This window comes from Luteimonas salinisoli (assembly GCF_013425525.1).
GTDB classification, from domain to species: domain Bacteria; phylum Pseudomonadota; class Gammaproteobacteria; order Xanthomonadales; family Xanthomonadaceae; genus Luteimonas; species Luteimonas salinisoli.
The window spans coordinates 12668-37571 of sequence record NZ_JACCKA010000079.1 but is presented as its reverse complement, the minus strand read 5'-3'; the positions used below and the strand labels follow the sequence as shown (position 1 = coordinate 37571).

General features: G+C 68.5%; 19 protein-coding genes and 7 tRNA genes. 21 read left to right on the top strand and 5 right to left on the bottom strand.

The features are described 5' to 3' along the window. Window positions 1-450 precede the first annotated feature (450 nt). Both H0E84_RS14270 and H0E84_RS14265 read left to right on the top strand, forming a co-directional pair. Window positions 451-1458, top strand: coding sequence for an isocitrate dehydrogenase (locus H0E84_RS14270; RefSeq protein ID WP_180679318.1), 1008 nt, complete (start codon window positions 451-453; stop codon window positions 1456-1458). A gap of 350 nt (window positions 1459-1808) precedes the next feature. Next, window positions 1809-3149 carry a Na+/H+ antiporter NhaC family protein gene (locus H0E84_RS14265; RefSeq protein WP_180679317.1) on the top strand — a complete coding sequence of 447 codons (1341 nt, stop codon included), beginning with the start codon at window positions 1809-1811 and terminating at the stop codon, window positions 3147-3149. A gap of 120 nt (window positions 3150-3269) precedes the next feature. Here the strand turns inward: H0E84_RS14265 and H0E84_RS14260 are convergent, their stop codons facing one another. After that, window positions 3270-4028 carry a Bax inhibitor-1/YccA family protein gene (locus tag H0E84_RS14260; RefSeq protein ID WP_180679316.1) on the bottom strand — a complete coding sequence of 253 codons (759 nt, stop codon included), beginning with the start codon at window positions 4026-4028 and terminating at the stop codon, window positions 3270-3272. Between the two features lie 181 nt (window positions 4029-4209). Here H0E84_RS14260 and H0E84_RS14255 point away from each other — a divergent pair. From H0E84_RS14255 to H0E84_RS14175, 16 genes are all read left to right on the top strand, one after another. Beyond that, a tRNA-Pro gene (locus tag H0E84_RS14255) sits at window positions 4210-4286 on the top strand. 43 nt (window positions 4287-4329) lie between these two features. Beyond that, a tRNA-Arg gene (locus H0E84_RS14250) sits at window positions 4330-4406 on the top strand. A 54-nt stretch (window positions 4407-4460) separates the two neighbouring features. Then, window positions 4461-4537, top strand: a tRNA-His gene (locus H0E84_RS14245). A 72-nt stretch (window positions 4538-4609) separates the two neighbouring features. Beyond that, window positions 4610-4685, top strand: a tRNA-Lys gene (locus tag H0E84_RS14240). A gap of 112 nt (window positions 4686-4797) precedes the next feature. Then, window positions 4798-4883, top strand: a tRNA-Leu gene (locus H0E84_RS14235). 389 nt (window positions 4884-5272) lie between these two features. Next, on the top strand, window positions 5273-6571 hold the full coding sequence (tig, locus tag H0E84_RS14230) for a trigger factor (protein ID WP_180679315.1): 1299 nt from the start codon (window positions 5273-5275) through the stop codon (window positions 6569-6571). Between the two features lie 64 nt (window positions 6572-6635). After that, complete coding sequence (gene clpP / locus H0E84_RS14225) at window positions 6636-7265, top strand: ATP-dependent Clp endopeptidase proteolytic subunit ClpP (RefSeq protein WP_180679314.1); 630 nt, start codon at window positions 6636-6638, stop codon at window positions 7263-7265. A 203-nt stretch (window positions 7266-7468) separates the two neighbouring features. Further along, window positions 7469-8755 carry an ATP-dependent Clp protease ATP-binding subunit ClpX gene (gene clpX, locus H0E84_RS14220; protein WP_180679313.1) on the top strand — a complete coding sequence of 429 codons (1287 nt, stop codon included), beginning with the start codon at window positions 7469-7471 and terminating at the stop codon, window positions 8753-8755. A gap of 48 nt (window positions 8756-8803) precedes the next feature. Next, window positions 8804-10030 carry a PAAR domain-containing protein gene (locus H0E84_RS14215; protein ID WP_180679312.1) on the top strand — a complete coding sequence of 409 codons (1227 nt, stop codon included), beginning with the start codon at window positions 8804-8806 and terminating at the stop codon, window positions 10028-10030. 2106 nt (window positions 10031-12136) lie between these two features. Beyond that, window positions 12137-12640, top strand: a complete 504-nt coding sequence (locus H0E84_RS14205) for a hypothetical protein (RefSeq protein WP_180679310.1) — start codon at window positions 12137-12139, stop codon at window positions 12638-12640. A 10-nt stretch (window positions 12641-12650) separates the two neighbouring features. Further along, the gene (locus H0E84_RS14200; protein ID WP_180679309.1) at window positions 12651-13031 is read left to right on the top strand and encodes a hypothetical protein; all 381 of its coding nucleotides are present in this window, start codon (window positions 12651-12653) and stop codon (window positions 13029-13031) included. A 463-nt stretch (window positions 13032-13494) separates the two neighbouring features. After that, on the top strand, window positions 13495-15918 hold the full coding sequence (lon, locus tag H0E84_RS14195) for an endopeptidase La (RefSeq protein ID WP_180679308.1): 2424 nt from the start codon (window positions 13495-13497) through the stop codon (window positions 15916-15918). A gap of 207 nt (window positions 15919-16125) precedes the next feature. Continuing rightward, on the top strand, window positions 16126-16398 hold the full coding sequence (locus H0E84_RS14190) for an HU family DNA-binding protein (protein ID WP_180679307.1): 273 nt from the start codon (window positions 16126-16128) through the stop codon (window positions 16396-16398). Between the two features lie 12 nt (window positions 16399-16410). Beyond that, window positions 16411-16485 (top strand) — tRNA-Val (locus tag H0E84_RS14185). Between the two features lie 25 nt (window positions 16486-16510). Further along, a tRNA-Asp gene (locus tag H0E84_RS14180) sits at window positions 16511-16587 on the top strand. A 122-nt stretch (window positions 16588-16709) separates the two neighbouring features. Then, the gene (locus H0E84_RS14175) at window positions 16710-18752 is read left to right on the top strand and encodes a SurA N-terminal domain-containing protein (protein WP_307774159.1); all 2043 of its coding nucleotides are present in this window, start codon (window positions 16710-16712) and stop codon (window positions 18750-18752) included. Window positions 18753-18816: 64 nt separating this feature from the next. Here the strand turns inward: H0E84_RS14175 and H0E84_RS14170 are convergent, their stop codons facing one another. From H0E84_RS14170 to gloB, 3 genes are read right to left on the bottom strand one after another with little or no spacing between them, the layout of a single operon-like run. Next, a complete protein-coding gene (locus tag H0E84_RS14170; protein WP_180679305.1) occupies window positions 18817-19608 on the bottom strand; it encodes an enoyl-ACP reductase FabI in 792 nt (263 codons plus the stop codon). Between the two features lie 32 nt (window positions 19609-19640). Next, complete coding sequence (locus tag H0E84_RS14165) at window positions 19641-20903, bottom strand: lytic transglycosylase domain-containing protein (protein ID WP_180679320.1); 1263 nt, start codon at window positions 20901-20903, stop codon at window positions 19641-19643. A gap of 2 nt (window positions 20904-20905) precedes the next feature. Further along, complete coding sequence (gene gloB, locus H0E84_RS14160) at window positions 20906-21676, bottom strand: hydroxyacylglutathione hydrolase (RefSeq protein WP_180679304.1); 771 nt, start codon at window positions 21674-21676, stop codon at window positions 20906-20908. Window positions 21677-21718: 42 nt separating this feature from the next. Between gloB and H0E84_RS14155 the strand changes: the two genes are divergently transcribed. From H0E84_RS14155 to dnaQ, 3 genes are read left to right on the top strand one after another with little or no spacing between them, the layout of a single operon-like run. Then, window positions 21719-22372, top strand: coding sequence for a class I SAM-dependent methyltransferase (locus H0E84_RS14155; RefSeq protein ID WP_180679303.1), 654 nt, complete (start codon window positions 21719-21721; stop codon window positions 22370-22372). A 5-nt stretch (window positions 22373-22377) separates the two neighbouring features. Beyond that, window positions 22378-22860: a ribonuclease HI gene (gene rnhA, locus H0E84_RS14150; RefSeq protein ID WP_180679319.1), complete on the top strand. Its 483-nt coding sequence runs from the start codon at window positions 22378-22380 to the stop codon at window positions 22858-22860. 35 nt (window positions 22861-22895) lie between these two features. After that, complete coding sequence (gene dnaQ / locus H0E84_RS14145; RefSeq protein ID WP_180679302.1) at window positions 22896-23630, top strand: DNA polymerase III subunit epsilon; 735 nt, start codon at window positions 22896-22898, stop codon at window positions 23628-23630. 20 nt (window positions 23631-23650) lie between these two features. Here the strand turns inward: dnaQ and H0E84_RS14140 are convergent, their stop codons facing one another. Further along, a complete protein-coding gene (locus H0E84_RS14140; protein ID WP_180679301.1) occupies window positions 23651-24355 on the bottom strand; it encodes a PP2C family protein-serine/threonine phosphatase in 705 nt (234 codons plus the stop codon). Window positions 24356-24904: the final 549 nt, after the last annotated feature.

Genomic DNA, 24904 nt, shown 5'->3' with positions numbered 1-24904 from the left:
TCGGTCCGGCCATCCATGGCCGGACTCAGGGCCGCAGACCATCCATGGTCTGCTCTCCGCAACACCCCCGGCGCGACTCCCGCCTGAACGTTGATCGGCTTCGGAGGGACTGGCTGCCGAGCATCCGAAAGCGAATGACCGGTGCGGCGCCCGGGCCGGGAATATGCGGACAGCAGACCATGGATGGTCTGCGGCGGCGAGTCGGGCCATGGATGGCCCGACCGAGCCGGGGAGCATATTCCGGCCCGGGCGCCGCTGGCTCCGGAGCCAGCGCGCTGGAACTCAGACTGGCAGCCGCAGCGTCGAGCAGCCGCACCGTGAAGTAGTCGTTGCACGCTCGCGTCCTCCGACCCGGAGCTGCGTGGGACGCGCGCTTCCGGCATAATGCGCCGTCCCCTTTCGAACCGGCGCGCGTGCCTGCGCGGCGCCCTTCTGCACGGAAAACCCCTCATGACCCAGACGATCACGGTCATCCGCGGCGACGGCATCGGCCCGGAAATCATGGACGCGACCCTGCACGTCCTCGACACCATGCAGCTCGGCCTGAAATACGAGTACGCCGACGCCGGGCTGGCCGCCATGGAGAAGCACGGCGAGCTGCTGCCCGCGGCCACGCTCGAATCGATCCGTCGCAACGCCATCGCCCTCAAGAGCCCGCTGACCACCCCGGTGGGCGAGGGCTTCAGCTCGATCAACGTGGCGCTGCGCCGGCATTTCGACCTCTATGCCAACGTGCGTCCGGCCAAGTCCTTCCCGAACACGAAATCCCGGTTCCCGAGCGGCGTGGACATCGTCACCGTGCGCGAGAACACCGAGGGCGCCTACATCGGCGAGGGTCAGTCGATCACCGAGGACGGCGAGACCGCTACCCTGATGCAGAAGGTCACCCGCAAGGGCTCCGAGCGCATCGTCCGCTACGCCTTCGATCTGGCGCGGCGCACCGGGCGCAAGAAGATCACGGTGGTGCACAAGGCCAACATCCTCAAGACCACCTCGGGGCTGTTCCTGAAGGTGGCGCGCGAGGTCGCCGCGCAGTACCCGGAGATCGAGTGCAACGAGATGATCGTCGACAACACCTGCATGCAGCTGGTGATACGGCCGGAGCAGTTCGACGTCATCGTCACCACCAACCTGTTCGGCGACATCATCTCGGACCTGTGCGCCGGGTTGGTGGGCGGGCTCGGGCTGGCGCCCGGCGCCAACATCGGCGTCGACGCTGCGATCTTCGAGGCAGTGCACGGCACCGCCCCTGACATCGCCGGCAAGGGCCTGGCCAACCCGTGCGCGCTGGTCCTCGGGGCGGCGCAGATGCTCGACCATCTGGGCAAGCCCGACCAGGCGCAGCGGCTGCGCGATGCGGTGATCGCGACCCTCGAAGCGAAGGACGCGTTGACGCCGGACCTCGGCGGCGAGGGCGACACCATGTCGTTCGCCAGGGCGATCGCCAGCCGCCTTTGAGCCGTCCCGTTCTCCGGAAGGGGCGCCCGCCCCCTGTAGGAGCGGCCCATGGCCGCGAAGGCCGGCGCGTGGTCGGCAATGTCGGGAATCGCCGCCGGTCAGACCGGAGCCTCTCGCGGTTTTCGCGGCCATGGACCGCTCCTACGGGGGTGTTGTCGGCTGGCCCGCCGCCGTGCGTCCGCGCAGGGTTTCGTTGGATGTGGACGAGGCCTGCCGCCTATGGGCGACACAGCAGCAGGTGTCCGAGAGGTGACCGTCCTGTCCGCGCGAGCCGAGTGTCCCGCCCCGGGTGCTGACGGCTGCGGGGTCTGGCCGCAGAATCGGTTGCCCTTCCGCCGGTTTCCGAGCCCATGAGCGACCGCCCAGGCGCCATCGCGCTGACGCCCCTGCTGCTGTTCCTGACGCTGTTCCTCGGCGCCGGGGTGTACTACACCGTGCTGGGCACGGAGCTGGGGTTCTACCAGCTGCGCGCGCCGGTGGCGATCCTGCCGGCCCTGGCGCTGGGCGCGTGGCTGACGTGGCGGCGCGGGCTGCCGGCGCTCGACACGCTGCTGGGCGGCATGGGCCATCCCAACGTCATGCTGATGTGCCTGGTGTTCCTGCTCGCCGGGGCCTTCGCCACGGTCTCCCGGCAGATCGGCGCGGTCGACGCGGTGGTGGCGCTGGGCCTGGGCCTGCTGCCGGCCCCGCTGGTGCTGCCCGGCCTGTTCCTGGTGGCCGGCTTCGTGGCGCTGGCGGTGGGCACCTCGATGGGGACGATCGCCGCGGTGACGCCGATCGCGCTCGGCGTGGCCGAGGCCGCCGGCATGGACCGCGCCCTGGTGGTGGGCGCGGTGGTCGGCGGCGCGATGTTCGGGGACAACCTGTCCATCATCTCCGACACCACCATCGCCGCCACCCGCAGCCAGGGCGTCGGCATGCGCGACAAGTTCCGCGAGAATTTCCGCATCGCGGTGCCCGCCGCGCTGGCGACCGCGGCGCTGCTGGCGGTGCTGGGGCAGAGCGCCGAGGTGCAGGCGCCGGCCGCCGCCTCGCCGTGGCTGGCCGTTCCCTACCTGCTGGTGCTGGGGTTGGCGGTCGCCGGGGTCAACGTGGTGCTGGTGCTGGGGATCGGCATCGCCTTCGCGGGTCTGCTGGGGTTCGCGATGGCGCCCGGGTACGACCTGCCGCAACTGGCCGGGGACATCTGGCTCGGCTACGAGGGCATGGTCGAGATCACCCTGTTGTCGATCCTGATCGGCGGGCTGGCGGCGCTGACCCGGGCGTTGGGCGGGCTCGACTGGATCGCCGCGACGATCGCGCGGATGGCCGGTGCCCGGACCGGCCGACGCGCGGGCGAACTCGGCATCGCCACCCTGGCCGCCGGCACCGACGCGCTGACCGCGAACAACACGGTGGCGATCCTGGTGAGCGGGCCGCTGGCGCGCGACATCGCCGTGCGCCACGCCGTGGCGCCGCGGCGGGCGGCCAGCCTGCTCGACATCTTCGCCTGCGTGCTGCAGGGCGTGCTGCCCTACGGGGCGCAGATCCTGCTGGCGGCGTCGCTGGCGGCGCTGTCGCCGCTGCAGCTGGCCGGCCGGATCCACTACTGCTGGATCCTGGCGCTGGTCGCCCTGGGTTTCATCCTGTGGCCGGGGCGGGGGAGGGCGCGGCCGGTGGAACTTGCCGGGGCGACCGTCGATTCCCCGTGAGCGCAGCCCGCTGCAGCTGCCGCCTGGCTAGGCGAAGCGTTCGCGTCGGCTTCGGAGGACGTCACCGGCACGAAAAAAGGGCGCCGGAGCGCCCTTTTTCCCGACCTGCCGCGGTGCGGTTCAGCGCGACTGCAGTTTCGACAGCAGGCGCAGGAACTCGATGTACAGCCACACCAGGGTGACCAGCAGGCCGAAGGCACCGTACCACTCCATGTATTTCGGCGCGCCCTGCTCGACGCCGGTCTCGATGAAGTCGAAGTCCAGCACCAGGTTGAGCGCCGCGATCACGATCACGAACAGGCTGAAGCCGATGCCGACGATGCCGTTCTCGTGGATCATCGGCATGTTGATGCCGAAGAAGCCGAGCACGATCGTGGCCATGTAGACCAGGAAGATGCCGCCGGTCGCGGCGACCACGCCGAGCTTGAAGTTCTCGGTGGCCTTGATCAGCCCCGAACGGTAGGCGAACAGCAGGGCGAACAGGGTGCCGAAGGTCAGCATCACCGCCTGCATGACGATGCCGTCGAAGAAGTTGTTGTACATCGCCGAGATCGCACCCAGGAAGAAGCCCTCGACCAGGGCGTAGAGCGGCGCGGTGACCGGCGCCCACTCCTTCTTGAAGATGGTCACCAGGGCCACGACGAAGCCGCCGATGGCGCCGCCCCAGACGTACATGCCGAAGCCCGGCGCCAGTTCCCCCGCCGGCGTCAGGGCCTGGCTCCAGGCGAACGCCGCGGTCATCACGGTCAACAGCAGCAGGATGGCGGTCTTGCTGACCGTGCCGTTGAGGGTCATCGTCTCGCCGGCGCGGGAGACGACGCTGCCGCTGCCGAGATCCAGAAAGGTCGATTCCTTGAGTGCCGGATTGCCGCTGCGCATGGAGGCTGCCCCTGTTGTGTGGTGGTGAAGACCGGCAAGAGGATACACGCGAAACGGCATTGCGGCGCAGGTGCAGCGGCGCCCCGACGGACGCGGCTCGTTGACAGCGGAGCGGGCGCTCCGGACAATGACCGACCCTTCGCGCCGCGGTTGTGCGGGGGATCGGACCGCACGGCGTCGGCGGGGTATAGCGCAGTCTGGTAGCGCGCCTGCTTTGGGAGCAGGATGTCGGGGGTTCGAATCCCTCTACCCCGACCATCCCCGGCCCCCCGGGGCGGTGAAGATGCGACAATCCGGCCGGGCGCCCGTAGCTCAACCGGATAGAGCACCGGCCTTCTAAGCCGGTGGTTGCAGGTTCGAGTCCTGCCGGGCGCGCCATCCGCAGTCGTGGCCCGGCGGACGATGTGTGGTGTGTGGTGTGTGGTGCCAATGGTGGACGTAGCTCAGTTGGTTAGAGTCCCGGATTGTGATTCCGGATGTCGGGGGTTCGAGTCCCCTCGTCCACCCCATTTCCCGGAGCGGTCGCCGCATGGCGATTGCCAGGACGCGCAGGGTTGCTTACACTGCGCGGCCGATTTTCGGGGCCGTTAGCTCAGTTGGTAGAGCAGCTGACTCTTAATCAGTAGGTCCAAGGTTCGAATCCTTGACGGCCCACCAGTTTCGGAACGCGCCCGGCTTGCCGGGCGTTTTTCGTTCAGGGCGGGGCAGGGAAGCGCGTCGGTTCCCTGGCAGCGGCGATAGAATGCCCGGCGCGGCCCGCGGCCGGAGCGCGAAAGTGGCGGAACTGGTAGACGCACTGGATTTAGGTTCCAGCGGGTAACCCCCGTCCGGGTTCGAGTCCCGGCTTTCGCACCAGCCCGGGCAGAAGATGAAGCGGGGGTGATGAACGCGCGTTCGCGAACCGCGAACCCGATGCCCCGGGGTTTGGGCTCAGAGAGAGCCGGCTTCAGCGAACGCCCGCGAGCCGCGTCCCGGGCGCGGAAGGCGGCAAGCCCGTGCCCGCGCTCCGCGCCCGGGACGGCCTGCCGACCCCGTCCGTCCCGGACGACGCCGGTGGAGCGGCCTTCCCCCGCCACGGCTTCGGCCTTGCGGGCTCGCGACAGCCCACTCGCCCCGCTGGCGGCCTCCCCCCGAATCGGCCACAATATCCAGTTCCGCCGGACCCGTGGCCAAGGCCCCGGGGCCGCGGCCCGACATCCCTACAAGACGACAGCCCGGCAGAGGCCGCGGTGGCAGGAGTGGTTATGCAAGTTTCGGTCGAATCCGTTGGCGCGCTCGAGCGCCGGATGACGTTCCAGCTCCCCGCGGAGCGCCTGGAGACCGGCGTCGGCGGGCGCCTGCGCGAGATCGCGCGCACCGCGCGCATCAAGGGCTTCCGTCCGGGCAAGGTGCCGGCGAAGGTGATCGAGCAGCGCTACGGCGAGCAGGTCCGCGCCGAGGTGATCGACCGCCTGCTCCGCGAGGGCTTCGACGAGGCCGTGCGCGAGAACGACCTGCGCCTGGCCGGCGCGCCGCGGATCGAGCCCGAGGACGCGGGCGGCCTGGCCTATGTCGCCACCTTCGAGGTGGTGCCGGACTTCGGCGAGATCGACGTCTCGAAACTGTCGGTGGTGCGCCATACCGCCGAGGTGACCGAGGAGGACATCGACCGCATGATCGAGAACCTGCGCCTGCAGCGGCGCAGCTGGAGCGAGGTCACCCGCCCGGCGCAGGAAGGCGACGCGCTGGACATCGAGACCTGGTCGCGGATCGGCGACGAGCGCATGCCGGCCGACGGCGCGGAGAAAGGCACCCCGGTACTGGGCAGCGGCGCCATGCTGCCGGCGCTGGAGCAGGCCCTGGCCGGCATGTCCGCCGGCGACGAGAAGACCGTCGAGGTCGAGTTCCCCGCCGGCTGGCGGGTGCCGCAGCTGGCCGGGAAGAAGGCCGAGGTGCACGTGAAGGTCGAGCGGGTCTCCGAGCAGGTGTTGCCGGAGGTGGACGCCGGCTTCATCAAGAGCTTCGGCGTCAAGTCCGGCGAACTCGAGCAGTTCCGCAGCGAGATCCGTGCCAACCTCGAGCGCGAACTCAAGGGCGCGCTGATGAACCGCCTGCGCCGCGAGGTCGGCGAGCAGCTGGTCGCGACCTGGGCGCAGGTGGAACTGCCGCCGCGGCTGGTCGAGGCCGAGGCGCGCTCGATGGCCCGCCAGGCGGTCGAGCAGGCGCGCCGCCAGGGCCGCAACGTCGAGCTGCCGGCCGACGCCCATCAGCAGTTCATGGAGGCCGCCCGCAAACGCGTGCTGGTCGGGCTGCTGGTCGGCGAGATCGCCCGCAACCACAAGCTGCAGCTCGATCCCAAGCGCCTGAACGAGACCCTGCGCCTGATCGCCTCCACCTACGAGGAGCCCGATCAGGTCATTGAGTTGTACCGCAACGATCCCCAGCTGATGTCGGGACTGCAGAACCGGGTGATGGAGGAGCAGGTGATCGACTGGATCGCCGAGCGCGCCCAGCACACCGTGCAGCAGCTGAGCTTCCAGGAGGCGATCGCCCCGCAGCAGTGATGCGGCCGGTCGCCCCAACCCCGCCGGCTGCGGCCGGATCCTCCACGCAAACCGGACTCCGCCCATGAGCAGCATCCCGACCACGGCCCTCAATCTCGTCCCGATGGTGGTCGAACAGACCAGCCGCGGCGAGCGCGCCTACGACATCTACTCGCGGCTGCTGAAGGAGCGGGTGATCTTCCTGGTCGGCGGCATCGACGACCACGTCGCCAACGTCATCATCGCCCAGCTGCTGTTCCTCGAGGCCGAGAATCCCGAGAAGGACATCAACCTGTACATCAACTCGCCGGGCGGCGTGGTCACCGCCGGCATGGCGATCTACGACACCATGCAGTTCATCAAGCCCGACGTGAGCACCATCTGCGTCGGCCAGGCGGCGAGCATGGGTGCGTTGCTGCTGGCCGCGGGCGCCAAGGGCAAGCGCTACGCGCTGCCGAACTCGCGGATCATGATCCACCAGCCGCTCGGCGGCTTCCAGGGCCAGGCCACCGACATCGACATCCACGCCCGCGAGATCCTCGCCCTGCGCCAGCGCCTGAACGAGATCCTCGCCGGGCACACCGGCCAGAGCTTCGACACGATCGCGGCCGATACCGAGCGCGACAACTTCAAGAGCGCCGGGGCGGCGCGCGAGTACGGCCTGGTCGACGAGGTCCTCGAGCGCCGGCCCGAAGAGTCGATCCAGCCGGCCTGAATCTTGCAGGGTATCGACACGGGCAAGGCGGACCGGTTTCCGGCCGCCCGCCGCGCCCCGCCTCCGGCATCGGATGGACGGCGTAACTCCTTGGTGCAGCGACGGTTTCCGCGCGGCGCCGGGGCGCTGGCGCGGCGCCATCGCTATGCTATTCTCGAACCGAATCCCGTCTCCGGCCGGGAGCACCACCGGGTAACCGACGCATGAGCAAAGATTCCCAGGGCCGTACCGGCGACAGCAGCAAGATCCTGTACTGCTCCTTCTGCGGAAAGAGCCAGCACGAGGTCCGCAAGCTGATCGCCGGCCCGAGCGTGTTCATCTGCGACGAATGCGTCGAGTTGTGCAACGACATCATCCGCGAGGAGCTCGAGGAGAAGGCGCAGTCGGCGCGCAGCTCGCTGCCCAAGCCCAAGGAAATCCTCGAGGTCCTCGACCAGTACGTGATCGGCCAGCAGCGCGCCAAGCGCACCCTGGCAGTGGCGGTGTACAACCACTACAAGCGTATCGAGAGCCGGCAGAAGAGCGACGACATCGAGCTGGCCAAGTCCAACATCCTGCTGGTCGGCCCCACTGGCTCCGGCAAGACCCTGCTGGCCGAGACCCTCGCGCGCCTGCTCAACGTGCCGTTCACGATCGCCGACGCGACCACGCTGACCGAGGCGGGCTACGTCGGCGAGGACGTCGAGAACATCATCCAGAAGCTGCTGCAGAAATGCGACTACGACGTCGAGAAGGCGCAGCAGGGCATCGTCTACATCGACGAGATCGACAAGATCTCGCGCAAGTCCGAGAACCCGTCGATCACCCGCGACGTGTCCGGCGAGGGCGTGCAGCAGGCGCTGCTCAAGCTCATCGAGGGCACCATGGCCAGCGTGCCGCCGCAGGGCGGGCGCAAGCATCCGCAGCAGGAGTTCCTGCAGGTCGACACCAGCAACATCCTGTTCATCGTCGGCGGCGCCTTCGCCGGCCTCGACAAGATCATCCAGCAGCGCAGCACCGACGCCAGCGGGATTGGCTTCGGCGCCAAGCTCAAGAGCAGCGAGCGCAAGACCGAGACCGGCAAGGTGCTGGCCGACGTCGAGCCCGAGGACCTGATCAAGTTCGGCCTGATCCCCGAGTTCGTCGGCCGCCTGCCGGTGGTCGCCACGCTCGAGGAGCTGGACGAGCCCGCGCTGGTCAAGATCCTCACCGAGCCGAAGAACGCCATCAGCAAGCAGTTCCGCAAGCTGTTCGAGATGGAAGGCGTCGAGCTGGAGTTCCGCGAGGACGCGCTGCTCGCCATCGCCCGCAAGGCGATCAAGCGTAAGACCGGCGCGCGCGGCCTGCGCACCATCGTCGAGGCGGTGCTGCTGGACACGATGTACGACCTGCCGTCGCTGGAGAACGTCAGCAAGGTGGTGGTCGACGAGTCGGTGATCGAGCACAAGTCCGAGCCCTACCTGATCTACCAGACCCCCCCGGCCTCGCCCAAGGTCGCCTCCGGCGAATAGGCGCGACCACGGGGAGGTCCGCTCCCCTCACTGGCAAAGGGAATTTGCATGGCCAAGAACTGGATCGTTCAGGGCGACCCCACCAGCAGCGGCGGCCGGGTGCTCACCGGCTCGCCGTTCACCGACATCGACGGCGTGCCCGTCGCCCGGGTCACCGACCAGGCCACCTGCCCGCAGCACAAGGGCGCCTTCCCGATCATCGACGGCGACGCGACGCTGATCGTCGACGGCCAGCCCGTCGCCCTGCACGGCAGCACCCTGGCCTGCGGCTGCAAGGTGCTCTCGGCAAAGCAGATGCGGGTGTTCGTGGATCCGGGTGGTGGTGTAGGCAGTGGTGGTGGCGCTGGCGCCGGAAGAGCAGCCGCGGCGACCGCGGCGGGAGCTGCAATCGCGGCTGCAACGAGATTCGCGTCGGCGAACGAGCCGGAAGCGGACGAGGCCGCCGAATTCGATGAAGCCCTCCGCTTCTGCAGCGAGTCCGGTGAACCGTTGGCAGGGGTGCGATACACGCTGCATTTCGCTGATGGCAGCACGTGCAGCGGGATTGCCGACGGTAGCGGCGTGTCGGAGCGCATTTGCACGGGCGAATGTACGGAGATCGTCAGGGCCGAGCTGACCCCGGCAAGCGAATCCGAGGCGTGCTGTGCACTTGAGGGAGCCTTCGATCAGGATCAGGTCGAAATCGAGTTGGAAGGCGTGCAGACCAACCCGGTGGACGTTGGCCACTCGGTAGTCGAGGTCAGGGCGAAGGGGCACAAGCGCGACCTTACTCCCGGAGAGGTGGAAATCGCACACCGGGTGTTCGGCGATTCGGTGGACTATTCCACGGTGAAGATCCATAACCACGGCTATTGGATGTTCTTCGGGTTTCAGGACAAGCACACTGCCGTGACCCCGAATGGGCAAATGTACTATCCGAAGCCGATCTACCAAGACGATTTTTCGCTATTGCCTGAGGATCAAGCGCTTTTTATCCATGAGATGGCGCATGTATGGCAGCACCAGCTTGGCTATGCGGTGAGATGGAACGGACTGTTCGTGTCATCGCAGGGGCCAGCGGCCTACGAGTACGATATCGTCCCGGGCACTACGCTGTCCGACTACAACATGGAGCAGCAAGGGGACATCATTTCCGATTACTACATGATTGTCCTCCTCGGTGACCGCGTATATGCGCGCGGCTCGCGCGGAACGCCAGAGCAGCTCCAGGCGGTATTGTCGGAGTTCCTGCTTGATCCATCGTCCAGAAGCAACCTTCCGGGCAGGCGTCGATGAAGTACCAAGTGATCCTGTGTGCCCTGGCAGCGCTCCTTGTATCGGCGTGCGCAGGCGCGACGTCCAGGGCTGCAAGACCGCTAGAGATCCGCTCCATGGACGGGAATGTTGTTGGATGCTTGCCTGCGGATGAAGGCGAAGCAGTGGAAATTGACGCGGCGGGTGTGTCTGCCGTCGCGGTGGGCGGGCGAGAGGTACCGGTGCCGTGGGCTATCACTCTGCAAGCCGAGATGCCTCCCTTCCGCCTGGCGCCGGGCGAGTGTTTGATTTATGGGCAAGCGCCCAAGGGCTACTCGACGGCAGCTCCTCCGGCGGAACTCCAGGGCGAATGGCCATATACATTCGGTATCAGATCGCCGAGATGGGGCCGACACGGCACACGAAACCACAGCGGCCTGTTTTGTATCCGGAGGTCCGCGGCAGGCATCGTCGTCGCGAACTTGCCCAAGGGCCCTGCTGTGGTGACCGTCGACACGTGCAGGCAGTACCTGGATAGCGCCAGCCCCGTTACTCCGTGAACTCGTCTCGACCGAGTCCGGCCGAGGCGTGATCCGGCGGGACGGCGCGAGGTCCGGATCCTCAAACTTGTGGCGCGAGGAGTTCCTGTATCCGTTCACCAGGTTCGGTGGTATGAACAGCGCGAGGCCCGCAGGGTAGGGCGAGTCCACGACGCAACGTGAGAAATACGGACTATGAGACCTGGGGCTGCATGGATGCTGTTTGCAGCATTCTTGACGTCGGGATGCGGATCGACGGCAGAGCGATACCAAGATGCCGCGATCAGGTTTCTCGATGGGGAACTATGTTTTTCCATCAGCGCCTCCTCAGTCGCCCGGAAAGAGCAGCCCTTGCTGTCCAGCGTGCACCTGTATGAGCGGGTGTCTGGGGTGGCGAAGAACGTTTGGGAGTCCGACTACTTGAGCCGGCGGGACGAGCTGCAATTGTCCCCGGCGATGTGCGTTCCCTATTCCGGGGGCAGTCCCAATCCACCCCCGAGTCTCGCTCCGGGCAGGGCCTACAGCGTCACGTTGTTGGCCGACGTGAAGGTTGGAGAGCGGTTCACAAGCCGTTGGTATAGCGGCTACTTCTGCATGATTGAGACAGCCCGTGGTCTGATGCCATACGAGGTGAAACTGGGTGAGGAAGGGACTACGGGTTGGGATGCATGCGGCCGTGGCGTTAGCTGGTAGGGCGCACGCGCCGTCGGGGCTTGCGTGAATCGAGCTGCGAAGAAACTTGTGGTACGGGCCTCTCGTCAAGAGGGTGGTATGCGGTCGAGATACCTGGGACGGTCGACCGGTATGAGGTGTCGAAGCGGCGCTGGTACAACCGCTACTTCTGTTTGAGCGAGAAAGGAGAGCGCTTGGAGGCGCACCAAGTCGAATGGGACGATAAACCAAGTCTGGAAGTGGATGAATGTAGCGACTGGTAGAGTGAAACCATCATGGTCTGTGAGACGCTGAGGTCGGCCAAAGTAGGCGGTTCCGCTGGACTCTTGGCGTGTCTTGCCATCGCGTTGTATTCGAGCGCATGGGCCCATCCGGCGAGCGGGGAGGCGAGACAGCAGCCGGGTGTGGTCCGGTCTTCCGGAGGGGCCCCATGTTTCGCGGTTGCTGATAACAGAGAGACGCGGCGTTCGGGGCCCCTGATTACATTGGCCGAGCTTTACGTACGGGTGGATGGGCGCGCAGAGCGGATCTGGGAGGAGGCCTTCGTTCCTGGGCAGGAAGCAAGTGAAAAGCGGCTTCCGCCGGAGGAATGCATCCCATACCCGGATGAAGCGCGCGCGCAAAGTGTGCCTGTGCTCGAGCCCGGCAAAGCCTACAGCTCGACGCTATGGGCCGCACTGACCGTGGATGGGAAGTCGAGCGCCCGGACGTATCACGCCTATTTCTGCATGGTCGACGAAGGCGGCAGGCTCGAGCCATACCAGGTAGTGTGGAGTGATCGCCTCAATGATTGGGACTGGGCGAGTTGCGGACGTGGTGTTCGCTGGTAGCGCTGTCTGCTGTCTTGCGAAGCTGACTGTTTGGGTACGGTGCCGTCTGGACCGTGGGTTGACCGATGGGTTTCGTTGCGATGAGATGGGATATCGTTGGAGTAACGGTGATCGCGTCGCTTGTGTCTGCGTGCGCAGCAGCGACTTCATATGCATCCAGGTCTCTGGATATCCGCTCGGATGGCGATGAGGTGTTGGGCTGCTTGCCTCACGATGCGGACGAGATCGTCGAGGTCGCCGATGCGGCCGTCTATCCAGCGAGGCTGGGCGGGCGGGATCTGCCTCCGGCATGGGAGATTACGTTGACCGCGGGTAATCCGCCGCTGCGCTTGAATCCGGGGGAGTGTCTAACCTACGGAAAGCTCCCGGACGGCTACGACAACGCCTCGCCGCCCAGCGAGATCCAGGACGAGTGGCCGTACGAATTCGTCATCAGATCGCCCACCTGGGGAAGATACCGCACGCGGATTCACGCCAGCGACTTTTGCTTCAGACGGTTGGATGGTGAGGCCGAAGTCGTCAAAGTCCCTGCTGGTCCATCTCTGACGACCGTTGAATCCTGCAGGGAATTGTTCGATGCGGCCAACGGGTCGCTCGGCTGGGGTTCCTGAGGAGCTGGCCATGTCTGCGGTGGAGCGAATGTACCGGGTTGTCGTGATCGTTCTGGCGGCTTTTCTTGTGTCGGCGTCTGCAGACGCGAGGTCCCGCGTTGCGAGGCCGCTGGAGATCCGTTCCGCGGATGGGAATGTCCTTGGCTGTTTGCCGTCGGATGAAGGCGAAGCCGTGGAGATCGATGCTGCGGGGGTCTCCTCGATCATGGTGGATGGCCGGGGCTTCGGAAAGTCATGGAGCATCGTCCTGAAAGACGGCCACGCTCCGCATCGTCTCCAGCCAGGGGACTGCCTGGCGTACGGACGTTTGCCCTATGGCTACTCGGAAGTCGCCGCGCCGGCCGAGCTGGAAAGCGAATGGCCCTATTCGTTCGGGATCAGGTCTCCGTAGTGGGGCAAGCATGGAACCCGCAATCACACGGTGAGCTTCTGTGTCCGTCGATCCAGCGGTGGCATCGTAGCGGTTGCTGTTCCCGAGGGTCCTGCCGCCATCACGGTCGAAACGTGCCGGCGCCTGCTGGATGGAGCCAGTCCTGGCGGCGGTTCGACAGCGCGTTGAAACCAGTTCGAACTGAGAAGTTCGCACCCCAATGGGAACGTGCGGTCCCGCCGTCGTTTGCTGGCACCTGCCGGACATGGCGGCCGCATCGCGAAACTGAACGCACGATATGCTTTGGCGCCCAGGGCGGACTTCGGCGCTACCTTGCCGGCTAAGTCACTGATTCCGGGTCGACGGCGGGGGTTCGGCGAGCGGCACGCAGTGTCCGCTTGCATCGCTCCCGCGCCAGCCCCATAACGGGGGGCATCCGGCGCCGGTCCCGGCCGTGCCGCCCTCCCGCCCTTCCGGAGCCAAGATGACCAGTTCCACCGAAACCGAGACCCTCGACCTGCCGGTGCTGCCGCTGCGGGACGTGGTGGTGTTCCCGCACATGGTGATCCCGCTGTTCGTGGGCCGCGAGAAGTCGATCCGGGCGCTCGACCTGGCGATGGAGGCCGACAAGCGCATCCTGCTGGTCGCGCAAAAGTCCGCCGAGACCGACGATCCGGGCGCGGACGACTTGTACGAGGTCGGCACCCTGGCCCAGGTGCTGCAGTTACTGAAGCTGCCCGACGGCACCATCAAGGTGCTGGTCGAGGGCGTGTCGCGCGCCCGGGTCACCGGCATCGCCGAGCGCGACGGCACCCTGACCGGGCGGGGCGAGGTGGTCGAGTCGACCGAAGGGCGCGAGGTGCGCGAGATCGAGGCCGTGGCGCGTTCGCTGATGGGCCTGTTCGAGCAGTACGTCAAGACCAGCCGCAAGCTGCCGCCGGAACTGCTGCAGACCCTGGCCGGCATCGACGAGCCCAGCCGGCTGGCCGACACCATCGCCGCCCACCTGGGCGTGCGCCTGGCCGACAAGCAGCGCCTGCTCGAGACCATCGCCACCGGCGACCGACTGGAGATGCTGGTCGGCTTCGTCGACGGCGAGATCGACGTGCAGCAGATGGAGAAGCGCATCCGCGGCCGGGTCAAGTCGCAGATGGAGAAGTCGCAGCGCGAGTACTACCTCAACGAGCAGATGAAGGCGATCCAGAAGGAGCTGGGCGAAATCGACGACGCGCCCAACGACCTGGAGGAGATCGCTCGCAAGATCGCCGAGGCCGGCATGCCCAAGCCGGTCGAGACCAAGGCGAAGAACGAGTTCAACAAGCTCAAGCAGATGTCGCCGATGTCGGCCGAGGCCGCGGTGGTGCGCAACTACCTGGACTGGCTGCTCGGCGTGCCGTGGAAGAAGCGCAGCAAGGTCCGCAAGGACCTCAAGGCGGCGCAGGACACGCTCGATGCCGACCACTACGGGCTGGAGAAGGTCAAGGATCGGATCCTCGAGTACCTGGCGGTACAGACCCGGGTCAAGCAGATGAAGGGAGCGATCCTGTGCCTGGTCGGGCCGCCGGGCGTCGGCAAGACTTCGCTTGGGCAGTCGATCGCCCGCGCGACCAACCGCAAGTTCGTGCGCATGAGCCTCGGCGGGGTGCGCGACGAGGCCGAGATCCGCGGCCATCGCCGCACCTATGTCGGCTCGATGCCGGGCCGCATCGTGCAGAACCTCAACAAGGCCGGTACCAAGAACCCGCTGTTCGTGCTCGATGAGATCGACAAGATGTCGATGGACTTCCGCGGCGATCCGTCCTCGGCGCTGCTGGAGGTGCTGGATCCGGAGCAGAACAACGCCTTCAACGATCATTACCTGGAGGTCGATCTCGACCTGTCCGAGGTGATGTTCGTGGCCACCTCCAACTCGCTCAATATTCCCGGACCCCTGCTCGATCGCATGGAGGTCATCAGGATTCCCGGCTACACCGAGGAAGAAAAGCTCAACATCGCTACTCGCTACCTGATGTCCAAGCAGCTCAAGGCGAACGGCCTGAAGGGCGACGAGCTGAAGATCGGCGAGGGCGCGATCCGCGATATCGTGCGCTACTACACCCGCGAGTCCGGCGTGCGCAACCTCGAGCGCGAGATCGCCAAGATCTGCCGCAAGGTGGTCAAGGAGATCGCGCTGGCCGGCCCGCAGCCGAAGAAGGGCAAGGCGGTGTCGGTCACCTCGCGCAACCTGGACAAGTATCTCGGCGTGCGCCGCTACGACTTCGGCCGGGCCGAGCAGGACAACGAGATCGGCATGGTCACCGGCCTGGCCTGGACCGAGGTGGGCGGCGACCTGCTGCAGATCGAGGTCACCCAGATTCCCGGCAAGGGCAACCTGATCCTGACCGGTCAGCTCGGCGACGTGATGAAGGAGTCCGCCTCGGCCGCTCACTCGGTGGTGCGCGCGCGCAGCGAGCAGCTCGGCATCGACATCGAGGCGCTGCAGAAGCACGACATCCACGTGCACGTCCCAGACGGCGCCACCCCGAAGGACGGCCCCAGCGCCGGCGCCGCCATGGCGACCGCGCTGGTGTCGATGCTGACCCGGATTCCCGTGCGCGCCGACGTGGCGATGACCGGCGAGATCACCCTGCGCGGCCGCGTCACCGCGATCGGCGGGCTGAAGGAGAAGCTGCTGGCGGCGATGCGCGGCGGCATCCGCACCGTGATCATCCCCGAGGAGAACCGCAAGGACCTGGTCGACATTCCCAAGAGCGTCAGCCAGGCGATCAAGATCGTACCGGTCAAGTGGATCGACGAAGTGCTCGACCTGGCGCTCGAGCGGCCGCTGGCGCCAGCCGCGAGGGAGCGGCTGGAAGAAGTGATCCGCAAGCCCAAGAAGACCCCCGCGCAGGCGGGAGTGAAGCACTGACGGGACCCGCGCGACTGGGTCGACTGCCGCCAAAAACCGCGTGGTTGTGCGACTTTTCGGTTGCGTGGGGTAGGGGGCGCTGGTATAACGGTCGCAAATCGCGGCGCGCATTCCTGGTGCGCGCCGTTCTTCGAGCCGACCGGACGGGTCCCGTCATCCGGTCGCCACTTTTTTTCGCGGCTCGGGGCCGCATGGGAGTTACGACAAATGAAGAAAAGCGACCTGACCGACAACGTTGCCGAGAAGTGCGGCCTGTCCAAGGCCGATGCCACCGCCGCCGTCGACACCGTGTTCGACTCCATCGCCAAGGCGCTGGGCCAGGGCGACAGCGTCGCCATCGCCGGCTTCGGCAGCTTCGAGGTGCGCGAGCGCGCCGCCCGTACCGGCCGCAACCCGCGTACCGGCGAGGAGATCCAGATCCCCGCCGCGAAGAATCCGGCGTTCAAGGCTGGCAAGGCGCTCAAGGACGCTGTAAACTAACCGGCTCCGCTCGGGTGCTTAGCTCAGCGGTAGAGCGTCGCCCTTACAAGGCGAGGGTCGGGGGTTCGAAACCCTCAGCACCCACCACGCCAGGTTTTCAGAGTTGCAACGCGGAGCGGTAGTTCAGTTGGTTAGAATGCTGGCCTGTCACGCCGGAGGTCGCGGGTTCGAGTCCCGTCCGCTCCGCCAGATCCACCACAAGGGCGCCGGAAACGGCGCCCTTGTTTTTTGCGCGACCGGTCGGCGTTCCCCGGGTTTCGGGGCGGGCCGCAACCCGCGCCGGAGCCGGACGGGGCAGCCCCGCGGCGGCCATGCGGGCCGCGCCCTGTGACGGCCCGACAATCCGGTTAAACTGCGCGGCTACGTCCACGGCCAGTCCAACGATGCTGCAAGCCCTGAGAGACAAGATGACCGGCTGGATCGCGATCGTCATCGTGATCCTGCTGGCGATTCCCTTCGCCTTCTTCGGCATGGAGCAGTACCTGTTCCAGAGCGGCGCGAACTACGCGGCGAAGATCGAGTCGCCGCCGTCGTGGTGGCGCGGCGCGCCCGACCTCTGGCCGGTGCGCAAGCTGTTCTGGGACGCCGAGGAGGTTTCCCCGGAGGATTTCCGCAGCGCCTTCGAGCAGGAGCGGCAGCAGAGTCGCGAGCAGCAGGGGGAGGCGTTCGATCCGCGCGCGTTCGAATCGCTGGAGACCCGCCGCGAGGTGCTCGAGCGCCTGATCGACCAGGCGGTGCTGCGTCTCGCCGCCCGCGACCGCGGGATGGCGGTGGGAGATGCGCAGGTGCGCCGGGAGATCGAGCAGATCCCGGCGTTCCAGGTGGACGGGCGCTTCGATCCGCAGCGCTATCAGCTCGCCCTGCAGTCGCAGGTCCCGGCGCGCAGCCCGCAGCAGTTCCAGGAGCTGATCCGCGAGAGCCTGCAGCAGTCGCTGATCCCCACCCACCTGGCGGAATCGGCGTTCGTCACGCCGGCCCAGCTCGACCGCCTGCTGGTGCTGCTCGGCGAGCGCCGCGACGTCTCGTTCGTGGTGCTGCCGGCGGCGGAGGATACCGGGGAAGTCGGCGATGCCGAGATCCAGGCGTGGTACCAGTCGCATGCCGAGGACTTCCGCGCGCCGGAGACGGTGACCATCGAGTACGTCGAGGTCGACGGCAGCACGCTGCAGGTCGACGAGGAGGTCGACGAGCAGGCGCTGCGCGAGCGCTACGCGCAGGAGCGTTCGCGGTTCGCGCAGGCCGAACAGCGGCTGGCGTCGCACATCCTCATCGAGGTGCCGGCCGACGCCGACGCCGAGGCGCAGCGGCAGGCGGAGGAGAAGGCCGCGACCATCGCCGCGCAGGCGAGCGATGGCGACTTCGCCGCGCTCGCCCGCGAGCATTCCGACGACGCCGGCTCGAGCGAGGCCGGCGGCGACCTGGGCTGGGTCGAGCAGGGCATGATGGTGGATGCGTTCGACCAGGCGCTGTTCGCGATGGAGCCCGGCCAGGTGAGCGGCCCGGTACGGACCGAGTTCGGCTGGCATGTGCTGCAGCTGCGCGAGGTGCGCAGCGGCGAGGAGACGCCGTTCGAGGAAGTGCGCGACGAGCTGGCGCGCGAGATGTCCGAGGGCGGCCGCGAGCGCGCCTATAGCGAACTGGTCGGCGAGGTGGTGGACCGGGCCTTCCGCAATCCCAACTCGCTGGAGCCGGCGGCCGCGGCCGGCGGACTGACGGTCCGCAACGCAGGTCCGTTCGCGCGCGGCGGCGGACAGGGCATCGCCGCGCATCCCGCGGTGCAGCGGGCGGCCTTCAGCGAGAGCCTGATCGAGGACGAGACGGTCAGCGACCCGATCGAGATCGGGCCGGCCCACAGCGTGCTGATCCGGGTCACCGGCCACACGCCCGAACGCGCGTTGCCGCTCGAGGAGGTGCGCGACCGGGTGGTCGAGGCGATCCGTGCCGACCGTGCAGCCAGGCGGGTGCAGGCGGAGGCGGACGCAATGGTCGCCGAGGTCTCCGACGGTGCGTCGCTGGAGGCCGTGGCGGGCAGGCGCGAACTGCCGGTGCAGGACGTGCCGGGCGTGCCGCGCGGCGCGCCGATCCCGCATCCGGATGCGGTGACCGCCTACTTCGCGGTCGAGACTCCGGAAGAGGGCAAGACCAGCCCCGGGAAGGCGGTGCTCGACGACGGCAGCGTGGTGGTGTTCGCGGTCGCCTCCGTGACCCCGGGAGATCCCGAGGAGGCCTCGGAGCAGGAGCGGCAGATGCTGCAGCAGCAGCTGGCCCTGCTGGCCGGCAACGAGGATGCCGCGGCCGTGCTGCGCGCCCTGCGCGAGCGCATGAAGATCACCGTGGTGGAAGCGCAGCTCTAGCCGGCACCGGCGTTCCCGCGCATGGCGCGCTCCCGTGTCGGCGGTGCCAGCGGCCCGGGGGTCCTCAGTCGATCCCGGTCATCCCGAGGATGTTGTAGCCGCAATCGACATAGGTCACCTCGCCGGTGATGCCGGCGGCCAGGTCGGAGCACAGGAAGGCCGCCGCGTTGCCGACGTCCTCGATGGTCACGTTGCGGCGCAGCGGGGCGTTGTCCTCGACGTGGCCGAGGATCTGGCGGAAGCCGCCGATGCCGGCCGCGGCGAGGGTCTTGATCGGCCCGGCCGAGATCGCGTTGACGCGCGTGCCCTCGGGGCCGAGGTTGAGCGCCAGGTACCGCACCGTGGCCTCCAGGCTGGCCTTGGCCACGCCCATCACGTTGTAGTTCTTCAGCGCGCGCTCCGCGCCCAGGTAGCTCAGGGTCAGGATCGCGCCGTGGCCGCGTTTGGCCAGCATCGGCCGCGCGGCCTTGGCCAGCGCCGCCAGCGAGTAGGCGGAGATGTCGTGCGCCATCGCGAAGGCCTTGCGGTCGAGCCCTTCGAGGAACTCGCCGGCGATCGCCTCGCGCGGAGCGAAGGCGATCGCGTGCACCAGGATGTCGAATCCATCGCTCCACTGCCTGTCCAGCTCGGCGGCCAGCGCGTCGATCTGCGCGTCATCGGTGACGTCGAGCGGCAGCACGATGTTCGAGCCGGTTTTCCCGGCCACCTCCTCGACCCGCGACTTGAGCTTCTCGTTCTGATAGGTGAAGGCCAGCTCCGCGCCTTCGCGGTGCATCGCCTCGGCGATGCCGTTGGCGATCGAGCGCTGGCTGGCGATACCGGTGATCAGGGCGCGCTTGCCTTGCAGGAAACCCATGGACGTCGTTCTCGCGGTGGTGGCGGAGCGCGCTAGTTTGCCACGGGCGCCGTGTCGGCGTCGGCGCCCTCTGGCACGGCGGGGGCATCGATCAGCAGCTTGGTGCCCGGGTGCAGCACGCTGTCGCGGGCCAGGCCGTTGCGCTCGAGCAGTTCGGCGCTGCCGACCCCGTAGCGGCGGGCGATGCGCCAGATCGAATCGCCGCGCGCCACCACGTGGGTGCGGGCCGTGGCGGCTGCCACCGTCGCCGCGACCAGGTCGCTGGCGTCGGCCACGAATCCCTCGGCGGACGGGATGGGGCCGGGGCGGTCGTCCGCCGCCGCAGCGGCCGCGACCGCAGGTTCCGCCTCCGGTCCCGCCGCGCGCGCCGGCGCCAGCACCTGCGGGTCCGAGCCGGCGCGCGTCACGCGCCCGTCGGCGAACGCCGGGTTGAGGCGGCGCACCAGGGCCGCATCATGGCCGTTGCGCTGCGCCCAGGCATCCAGGCGCGATGCGCCGGCCGGCAGCACCGACGCAGCCAGCACCGGTACCGGGCGGTCGATCGCGCGCAGCCAGTCGTCGCGCTCGCCGGCCTCCACCAGCAGGCAGCTCAGCGCCTGCAGCTTGCGCACGTAGGCCTGGGTGATCTGCGGCACCTGGAGCCGCTCCGGGTCGGCATCCATGGCGCGCTGGCCCGCCGACCTGAGCGCGCCGAAGACCCGGTACTCGCCGGCGTTGTAGCCCATTACCGCCAGGCGCCAGTCGCCGGCGAACATGCCGTGCAGGGTGCGCAGGTAGCGCACCGCGGCCCGGGTCGAGTCGACCGGCGAGAGGCGCCCGTCGTACCCGGGCCGGATCGCGATCTTGTGCTTGCGCGCGGTGACCGCGATGAACTGCCACAGGCCCGCCGGCCCCGACGGGCTGCGTGCGCCCGGGCGGTAGCCGCTCTCGACGAAGGGAATCAGCGCGTACTCGGTCGGCAGATGCGAATCGCGCAGCGCATCGACGACGTAGCCGAACAGCGGCAGCAGACGCTCGGGCTGGTCGGCGAGGTCGTCCGGGACATGGGCGAAATGGCGGCGCCAGCGCTCGCTCTGTTCCGCGAGGCACCCGGGGTCGGCAAGGCCGTCGCGGAAGCTGGCGTAGATCTCGCGACCGCTCCGGGCGGGGGCGGCCCCGGGGGTTGCGGCGGCCGTCGCGGCGGCGTCGGGCGCGGCCATCGCGCTCGCGGGCACCGCGGTGACGTCCAGCGCCCGCGCCGGCAGGCAGGGCAGGGCGAGGGCGACCAGCGCCAAGCGCAGCGCCGCAACAGGCATCCTCATGCCCGGAATTCGTCCTTCCAGCGCCGCAGCGCGGCGAACAGCTCGACGCGCTCGTGGCCCCGGGCCTCCGCCGGGACTCTGGCGGTCAATGCCGCGCGTACCTCCGGGACATCGATCCGCAGGAAAGGATTGCAGGCCAGTTCGTCGGCCAGGGTGCTGGGCAGTGTCGGTTGTCCGCGGTCGCGCATGGTCTGGATGTCCTGGCTACGGCGCTCGAGCGCCCGGTTGCCGGGCTCGACCGCGCGGGCGAAGGCGGCGTTGTCCCGTGTGTACTCGTGCCCGCAGCAGACGCGCGTGGCGCCGGGCAGGGCGGCCAGGCGCTCGAGCGAGTCGAGCATCCGGGCCGGCGTACCCTCGAACAGGCGGCCGCAACCCAGACTGAACAGGGTGTCCCCGCAGAACAAGTGCCCGTGGCCGTGAAATGCGATGTGGCTCACGGTATGCCCGGGGACTGCGATGACTTCGAACCCGAAGCCGTCGCAGGCCACGCGATCGTCCTGGCCGACCCGACGCGTCGCCGCCGGAATGCGGTCGTCGTGCGGCGCATAGACCGGAAGCCCGGGCCAGCGCCGCAGCAGTTCCGGCACCCCGCCGATGTGGTCGTGGTGATGATGGGTGAGCAGGATCGCCGCGGGCTGCAGGCCGCGCTCTGCAGCCGCCAGCACCGGTGCGGCCTCGCCCGGGTCCACCACCACCGCGCGCCCGTGCGGAGCGGTCAGGGTCCAGATGTAGTTGTCGGACAGCGCGGGCAGGGCTTTCAGATGCATCGCCAGAACGGCCCCCGCCGCACAGCCGGTAGAATGGCGACCATGCCCGCGACTTCACCGGCCGGTCAACCCGGCACCCCCAGCGACTGGTTCGCGTCCCCGCAGGGGCGCGCGGTGGTCGAGAGCGAGGCGGTGCTGGTGCGCCGCGCGCTGGACGAGCGCCCCGGCCGGCCGTGGTTGTGGCTGGCGCCGGTGGCGCAGGAGACCGATACCTCCGGCCACGGCGTCCGCCTGCACGCGCGGGGCCAGGGCTGGGACGGCGCGTTGCGCTGCGCGCTGCCGCTGCCGCTGGCCAACGAATCGGTGGGCACGATCGTGCTGCAGCACGTCGCCGCTCCCGGCGAAGACCCGGTCGCGCTGTTCGAGGAGTGCGCGCGACTGCTGATCCCGGGGGGGCGGCTCTGGCTGTTCACGCTGAACCCGCTGTCGCCCTATCGCTGGCGCTGGCGCGGCCGCGGCCTGCGCGCCAGCGAGCCGCTCACCTGGCGGCGACGGCTGCGCCGGGCCGGCCTCGAACCCGAGCCAGTCTCCCAGGGTGTCGGCCCCGGCTGGGAAGTCGCGGTGCGCCCCGGGCAGCGCAGCGGCCCAGGTCTGTGCGCCGCCTACGCTTTGTGCGCCGAGCGGCGCGTCGCCCCCCTAACCCCGGTGGCACCGCGACCGGCCATGCGCCTGCCTCAGGGGGCGGCGCCGGCATGAGCGAGATGAAGCAGGTCGAGATCCATACCGATGGCGCCTGCCTGGGCAACCCCGGGCCTGGCGGCTGGGCGGCGTTGCTGCGCTACCGCGCCCAGGAGCGCGAGCTGGTCGGCGGCGAGCCGCTGACCACCAACAACCGCATGGAGCTGATGGCGGCGATCCAGGCGCTGGAGACGCTGACCGCGCCGTGCCGGGTGACGCTGCACACCGATTCGCAGTACGTGCGCAAGGGCATCACCGAATGGCTGCCCAACTGGGTGCGGCGCAACTGGCGCACCGCCGGGGGCGCGGCGGTCAAGAACCAGGATCTCTGGGAGCGGCTGCAGGCGGCCTGCGTCCGCCACCGGATCGACTGGCGCTGGGTGCGCGGCCATTCCGGCGACCCCGACAACGAGCGCGTCGACGTGCTGGCGCGCACCCAGGCCGAACTGCTGAAGGCGCGCGGAGCCACGGCTCCCGGCCTGCACGGCGGCGCCACGGTATCCTGAGCGCGCGGACCGCGACCGAAGAGGGCAGGGTACAGATGCGACAGATCGTGCTCGACACCGAGACCACGGGCCTGGAGTGGAAGAAGGGCAACCGCGTGGTGGAGATCGGCTGCGTCGAGCTGCAGGAGCGCCGCCCCACCGGCCGCACCTACCAGTGCTACATCAACCCGCAGCGCGAGTTCGAGCCGGGAGCGCAGGAGGTCACCGGGCTGACCCTGGAGTTCCTCGCCGACAAGCCGCTGTTCGCGGCCGTCGCCGACGAGTTCCTGGCTTTCATCGACGGCGCCGAACTGGTCATCCACAACGCAGCGTTCGACGTCGGCTTCCTCGATGCCGAGCTGGCACGGCTGGGCGACGGCTACGGCCGGATCCGCGATCGCGCCAGGGTCCAGGATTCGCTGGAACTGGCGCGCCAGCGCTATCCGGGCCAGCGCAACTCCCTGGACGCGCTGTGCAAGCGGCTGGGCGTGGATAATGCGCACCGGCAGTTGCACGGCGCCCTGCTCGACGCGCAACTGCTGGCCGAGGTGTACCTGGCGCTCACCGCCGGGCAGAGCGAGATCGGCTTCGCCGCGCCGACTCCGGAGCAGGCCCGCGCCGACGCGGCCGCGCTGCCGACCGCGCCGCTCGGGCCGCGCCCGCGCGTGGTGGTGCCGGAACACGAACTGGCGCTGCACCGGGCGCGCATGGCGGCGATCCGGGAGCGCGCCGGCAGCTGCGTCTGGGACGTGCTGGAGGCGCCGCTATCGCTCGAGGCGGAGCCCGCCTAGGCGCACGCCGCCCGCGTCGCTCAGTGGCGGCGCACCAGCACGACGGTGACGTTGTCCGAGCCGCCGCCGTCCAGCGCCGCGGCCACCAGGCCGTCCACGCATTCCTGGGCGCTGCATTCGCCGTGCGCCAGCACCCGGGCGATGCCGCTGTCGTCGACCTCCTCGGTCAGGCCGTCGCTGCACAGCAGCAGCTGCATTCCCGGCAGCAGTTCGCCGCCCATGGTCTCGACGTTGAGCGCCTGCGGGTCGGTCACCCCCAGCGCCTGGGTGACCACGTTGCGGTGGGGATGGTTGCGTGCCTGGTCGACGCTGATCGTGCCCTGCGAGATCAGCTCCTGCACGTAGCTGTGGTCCTGCGAGAGCTGTACCAGCTTGCCGGCATGCCACAGGTAGACCCGGCTGTCGCCCACCCACGCGACCTCGAAACGGTTGCCTTTGATCCGCGCCGCGACCACCGTGGTGCCCATCGGCAGGGTGTCGTGGCGCAACCGCGAGGCGCGGATGATTTCCTCGTCGGCGATTCGGATCGCCTGCGCCAGCGGCGTGCCCTGGCGGGTCTCGCGGACGATGGCCTCGCGCGCCAGCGCGCTGGCCACCTCGCCGTATTCGTGGCCGCCCATGCCGTCGGCCACTAGCCACAGGCCGAGGTCGCTGTCGCCGTAGTAGGTGTCCTCGTTCAACTCGCGCCGCAGCCCGACGTGGGTCAGATGGCCGAATTCGATCATGCGCGCCCCGCGAGCCGTCCCCAGGACTCCTGGAGTGCCAAACGCAGGGCCGTCGTCGGGACGGCCAGATCGTGGTGCGGGCGGGGGATCGGGGAAAACGTCGGGCACGCGGCGACCGTGCGGGTGGCTGGCATCGAATAACCCTAGCAGAGTTGGCCGGAGGAGGGGGTTCCAGTCCGAAAGTGGACCAGGGAAGCAGCGAGACGGGTATCGGAACGCCATCGGCCGCGAACGGGAGTTCTTGATCGAAGCCGAGATCGTTCGCGTCACGCCCGTACAAACGGTCAGATTCGCGGACTTCGGAGCCCGGGGCGCCCAGGCCGGGGAATGCTCCGCGGCTCGGTCGGGCCATCCATGGCCCGACTCGCCGCCGCAGGCCATCCCTGGCCTGCTCTCCGCATTTCCCCGGTCCGGGCATCGCGCCGGTCATTTGCTTTCGGATCTCCGGTAGCCCATCCCTCCGAAGTCCACCACTGTTCAAGCGGGAGTCGCGCCGGGGGTATTGCGGAGAGCTGCACATGGATGTGCAGCGGCCCTTCGGTCCGGCCA

Bases quoted from the DNA above. Each gene is read 5' to 3' on its own strand.
- H0E84_RS14270 (WP_180679318.1), top strand. From the start codon at position 451: ATGACCCAGACGATCACGGTCATCCGCGGCGACGGCATCGGCCCGGAA.
- H0E84_RS14265 (WP_180679317.1), top strand. From the start codon at position 1,809: ATGAGCGACCGCCCAGGCGCCATCGCGCTGACGCCCCTGCTGCTGTTC.
- H0E84_RS14260 (WP_180679316.1), bottom strand. From the start codon at position 4,028: ATGCGCAGCGGCAATCCGGCACTCAAGGAATCGACCTTTCTGGATCTC.
- tig (WP_180679315.1), top strand. From the start codon at position 5,273: ATGCAAGTTTCGGTCGAATCCGTTGGCGCGCTCGAGCGCCGGATGACG.
- clpP (WP_180679314.1), top strand. From the start codon at position 6,636: ATGAGCAGCATCCCGACCACGGCCCTCAATCTCGTCCCGATGGTGGTC.
- clpX (WP_180679313.1), top strand. From the start codon at position 7,469: ATGAGCAAAGATTCCCAGGGCCGTACCGGCGACAGCAGCAAGATCCTG.
- H0E84_RS14215 (WP_180679312.1), top strand. From the start codon at position 8,804: ATGGCCAAGAACTGGATCGTTCAGGGCGACCCCACCAGCAGCGGCGGC.
- H0E84_RS14200 (WP_180679309.1), top strand. From the start codon at position 12,651: ATGTCTGCGGTGGAGCGAATGTACCGGGTTGTCGTGATCGTTCTGGCG.
- lon (WP_180679308.1), top strand. From the start codon at position 13,495: ATGACCAGTTCCACCGAAACCGAGACCCTCGACCTGCCGGTGCTGCCG.
- H0E84_RS14190 (WP_180679307.1), top strand. From the start codon at position 16,126: ATGAAGAAAAGCGACCTGACCGACAACGTTGCCGAGAAGTGCGGCCTG.
- H0E84_RS14175 (WP_307774159.1), top strand. From the start codon at position 16,710: ATGCGGGCCGCGCCCTGTGACGGCCCGACAATCCGGTTAAACTGCGCG.
- H0E84_RS14170 (WP_180679305.1), bottom strand. From the start codon at position 19,608: ATGGGTTTCCTGCAAGGCAAGCGCGCCCTGATCACCGGTATCGCCAGC.
- H0E84_RS14165 (WP_180679320.1), bottom strand. From the start codon at position 20,903: ATGCCTGTTGCGGCGCTGCGCTTGGCGCTGGTCGCCCTCGCCCTGCCC.
- gloB (WP_180679304.1), bottom strand. From the start codon at position 21,676: ATGCATCTGAAAGCCCTGCCCGCGCTGTCCGACAACTACATCTGGACC.
- H0E84_RS14155 (WP_180679303.1), top strand. From the start codon at position 21,719: ATGCCCGCGACTTCACCGGCCGGTCAACCCGGCACCCCCAGCGACTGG.
- rnhA (WP_180679319.1), top strand. From the start codon at position 22,378: ATGAAGCAGGTCGAGATCCATACCGATGGCGCCTGCCTGGGCAACCCC.
- dnaQ (WP_180679302.1), top strand. From the start codon at position 22,896: ATGCGACAGATCGTGCTCGACACCGAGACCACGGGCCTGGAGTGGAAG.
- H0E84_RS14140 (WP_180679301.1), bottom strand. From the start codon at position 24,355: ATGATCGAATTCGGCCATCTGACCCACGTCGGGCTGCGGCGCGAGTTG.